This is a genomic window from Protofrankia sp. Cas4, from assembly GCF_963555915.1.
In the GTDB taxonomy this organism is placed as follows: domain Bacteria; phylum Actinomycetota; class Actinomycetes; order Frankiales; family Frankiaceae; genus Protofrankia.
Genome location: NZ_CAUVXL010000220.1, coordinates 1 through 3,552, shown reverse-complemented (window position 1 = coordinate 3,552; position 3,552 = coordinate 1). Strand labels below are relative to the sequence as shown.

2 protein-coding genes and 2 pseudogenes are annotated in these 3,552 nt (G+C 67.9%); 3 read left to right on the top strand and 1 reads right to left on the bottom strand.

Translation table 11 applies throughout. The annotated features are described in order from the left end of the window. Positions 1-756 (top strand): annotated as a pseudogene (locus tag U9979_RS19955) (phosphoketolase); the annotation flags it as partial. A 22-nt stretch (positions 757-778) separates the two neighbouring features. Next, positions 779-1,882 carry an acetate/propionate family kinase gene (locus U9979_RS19950; RefSeq protein ID WP_322780589.1) on the top strand — a complete coding sequence of 368 codons (1,104 nt, stop codon included), beginning with the start codon at positions 779-781 and terminating at the stop codon, positions 1,880-1,882. Here U9979_RS19950 and U9979_RS19945 read toward each other — a convergent pair. Beyond that, positions 1,779-3,125, bottom strand: a complete 1,347-nt coding sequence (locus U9979_RS19945; protein ID WP_322780588.1) for an HNH endonuclease — start codon at positions 3,123-3,125, stop codon at positions 1,779-1,781. The two genes, U9979_RS19950 and U9979_RS19945, sit on opposite strands and share 104 nt — an antisense overlap. A gap of 101 nt (positions 3,126-3,226) precedes the next feature. Here U9979_RS19945 and U9979_RS19940 point away from each other — a divergent pair. Beyond that, positions 3,227-3,552, top strand: a pseudogene (locus U9979_RS19940) (hypothetical protein); the annotation flags it as partial.

The following is a 3,552-nucleotide window of genomic DNA, read 5'->3' as shown; positions in this document are numbered from 1 at the left end:
GACCCGGGCTTCATCGATCATGTGGTCAACAAGAAGGCGGAGATAATCCGCGTGTATCTCCCGCCGGATGCGAACACGCTGTTATGCGTCGCGGATCACTGCCTACGAAGCCGGCATTACATCAACGTCATCGTCGCTGGAAAGCAGCCGGCGTTGAACTACCTGTCGATGGATGCAGCGGTCGCCCACTGTACCCGCGGCATCGGTATCTGGGACTGGGCCAGCAATGATGACACCGATATGCCGGATGTCGTCATGGCCTGCGCCGGTGACATTCCGACCCTGGAGACGTTGGCCGCGGTCGACATCCTCCGGCAGGATTTCCCCGAGCTGAAGGTCCGGGTCGTCAACGTCGTCGACCTGATGCGTCTGCAGGATGAGTACGAGCATCCGCACGGCATGTCCCACGCCCGGTTCGATGCGCTCTTCACCGCCGACCGCCCGGTCATCTTCGCCTACCACGGTTACCCCTGGCTGATCCACCGCCTGACGTACAGGCGGACGAATCACCGGAACCTGCACGTCCGCGGGTATATCGAAGAGGGCACGACCACCACGCCGTTCGACATGGCGATGATGAACAATCTCGACCGCTTCCATCTGGTTATGGACGTCATCGACCGGGTTCCGGCCCTGGGCGCCCGCGCCGCGCACGTCCGGCAGAAGATGGTGGACGCGCGTATTGCGGCCCGGGCGTACACCCGCGACGTCGGCGAGGACATGCCTGAGATCTCCGACTGGACCTGGCCGTACTGACCCGTTGAGACTGGCCGGTGCCGTGAACGTCCTGGTGGTCAACGCGGGGTCGTCCAGCCTGAAACTTCGCCTCCTCGGGCCGGATGACGCCGTGCTGGCTGCGGTCGACCTCGGTGCCCGTGTGGGCCGCCCGGACCCGGACGAGGTCCGCACGACGCTCGGTGACCTGACCCGGCTGGGCACACTGCGCGCAGTCGGGCACCGGATCGTGCACGGCGGAACAGCGTTCGTCGATCCGGTCGTCGTCACCGACCGGGTGACCAGGGAGCTGACCGCGCTGACCGCACTGGCGCCGCTGCACCAGCCGGCGGCGCTGGCAGCGCTGGCCCAGGTGCGAGCCGCGGTGCCCGACGTCGTGCAGGTTGCCTGCTTCGACACCGCCTTTCACGCCCGGATGCCACCCGCCGCGACCACCTACGCGGTGCCGGCGCACTGGCGTGATCATCTCGGCGTGCGCCGCTACGGCTTCCACGGCCTGTCCCACGCGTATGCGGCCCGGCGGGCGGTGGCGTTGACCGGCGGACGTCGGGTGGTCACGGCTCACCTCGGGTCGGGGGCATCGCTGGCCGCCGTCTGCGACGGTGTCGGTATCGATACGACCATGGGGTTCACCCCGTTGGAAGGTCTGGTGATGTCCACCCGTTCCGGCACGGTCGACCCGGGCCTGTTGCTGTGGTTGCAGACGTCGGTCGGCATGTCCGCGGATGATCTCACCGACGCCCTGTTCCATCGGTCGGGCCTGTTCGCGCTCGCCGGCACCGCCGACATGCGTACCGTCGTCGACCGTGCCGCCGCAGGCGAGCCTGACGGCTCGCTGGCCCTGGCGGTCTACCTGCACCGGCTGCGCGCGCAGATCGCGGCGATGGCCGCAGCCCTCGGCGGACTCGACACGCTGGTCTTCACCGGCGGCGTGGGGGAGCGCTCCCCGGTGGTGCGTGCCGGCGCGGTGGCCGGGCTCGGCTTTCTCGGCGTGGCTGTCGACCCCGCGCGCAACGAGGCCCATACCGGCCCCGACTCCGACGTCACCGCCGCCGGCTCGTCGGTCCGGACGTTGATCGTCGAGGCTCGCGAAGATCTGGAGATTGCTCGCGGCGTCCGTGCGTGTCTTGCCACTGGTCAACGTTGAGGACCGCCGTGATGGAGTCCTGAAGGTGAAGGGGTTCGCCGGCCCACTGTGGAGTGATCGAGGTGGGGTGGATGTGCGTGGTGGCTTCCTTGAGTCGGGTGAGAGGTTCACAACCGGCAGTGGTGGGGTGTTGGGATGGAATGACGGTTCCATCGGGTTTACGTACGGTGATGGTTTGGTCGGGATTGATGATGATGGTGAGCCCTGCTTCGTGTAGGGCATGGTGGTGGTGGCTGCAGATCAGGACGAGGTTGTCAAGGTCAGTCCGGCCGCCGTCGGCCCAGTGGATGGCGTGGTGGGCGTGCAGCCATCTGGTGTGGTCGCAGCCGGGGAACTGGCAGGTGCTGCGATCGCGAGCTTCCAGCAGGCGACGCAGCGCTTTCGGGACGGTGCGGTGGCGGCGGCCGGCGTTCGGATTGGCCACAGTGGCGTCGCAGGCGAGGCGCCGGATGGTTTCCGGGTGCAGCGCGATGCCGGGTTCGACGTCGCCGCGCGCATCCTCGGGCGGGGTTTCGCCGGTCAGGAGGGCTTGGTCGACGTGGATGTTGACGGTCCAGCGGGCGGGGTCGACCAACTGGGGTGCCTCGTTGCTGAGGAAGCCGGCAGCCACGGCTGTGAGCGCGTCAGCGTTTCCAGCCCGGTCGCGGGGAGGAGGCGTCTCCGTCGTTTCTCCTTCGGTGAGGCTGGTGTGAGCGGCGTCGATCGCTTTGATCAGGAGCGCGCCGTCCTCAGGTTCGAGGCGGGCGTGGACGACGAGGCTGCCGTCGTCGTCCCATCGCCAGAAGCAGGCGCGTCGGGCGCGTCGGGCGGCGACTTGCTCCAGCCCGTCGGCGCCGCGTAGACGGGTGTAGGCGGCGACGAGTCGCTCAAGCTGGCCAGCCGTGGCGTGCGTGGCCTGGCGGACCCATTCGGCCTCGGTGTCGACGTCTGCGACGCGGCTGATGGCACGGACCTTGGCGTAGGACAGCCGACCGGCAGCGAACGCCTCCCGCAACGCGGGGAGCTGTTCGAGGGCATGCCCGACGCGCAGATGTTCGTAGCCGGTGCGCAGGCCGACGCCGCATTTCCAGGACAGCCAATGTGCGCATGAGCGGATGCCGACCCCGCTCCAGCCTTCGCGGCGGTCGAACGCAGCCACGGTCAGCAGCCAGGCGCACATGGCCGCCGAGATCCGCCCGGCCCAGGCGCAGATCTCGGATTCGAGCTGGTGGAGGGGGGCAGACTCCACATCGATTTCGAACATGTATTCGATTATGAGTCGGTTCCAGCTGTTCCGCAAGGGGTTGCGCGCGCAGGGCCCGGACGTTGCGCTCCGCGGAACACAATCTCTGCTCCGGCGCTTTCATGCCTGTCTGTCCGGTACGGGTATTGTCGCTCACTGTGGTCACATTGCCGCCCCTCGGTCCGGGCAACGCCGGGCGTTGGCGGCGGTGGAGCGGCCGTGACGGTCGGGAGACCGCGAGGTTCCTCGACATCACCGATATCGATGACATCACCGCGACGCTGTTGGCTCCGCCACCGGAATACGCGGGTCTCCGGCGCCGGGTGGTGGACCAGTTCACTCTCCTGAGCGCGAACCGGTGCCAGCTCCAGCGATCGGTCAACTGGGGTCCACTGGATCCGTTACTCACCGCCGTCGCCCGTCGGCATGGCCTGCTGACCCGCACCGG

Bases quoted from the DNA above. Each gene is read 5' to 3' on its own strand.
- U9979_RS19945 (WP_322780588.1), bottom strand. From the start codon at position 3,125: ATGTTCGAAATCGATGTGGAGTCTGCCCCCCTCCACCAGCTCGAATCC.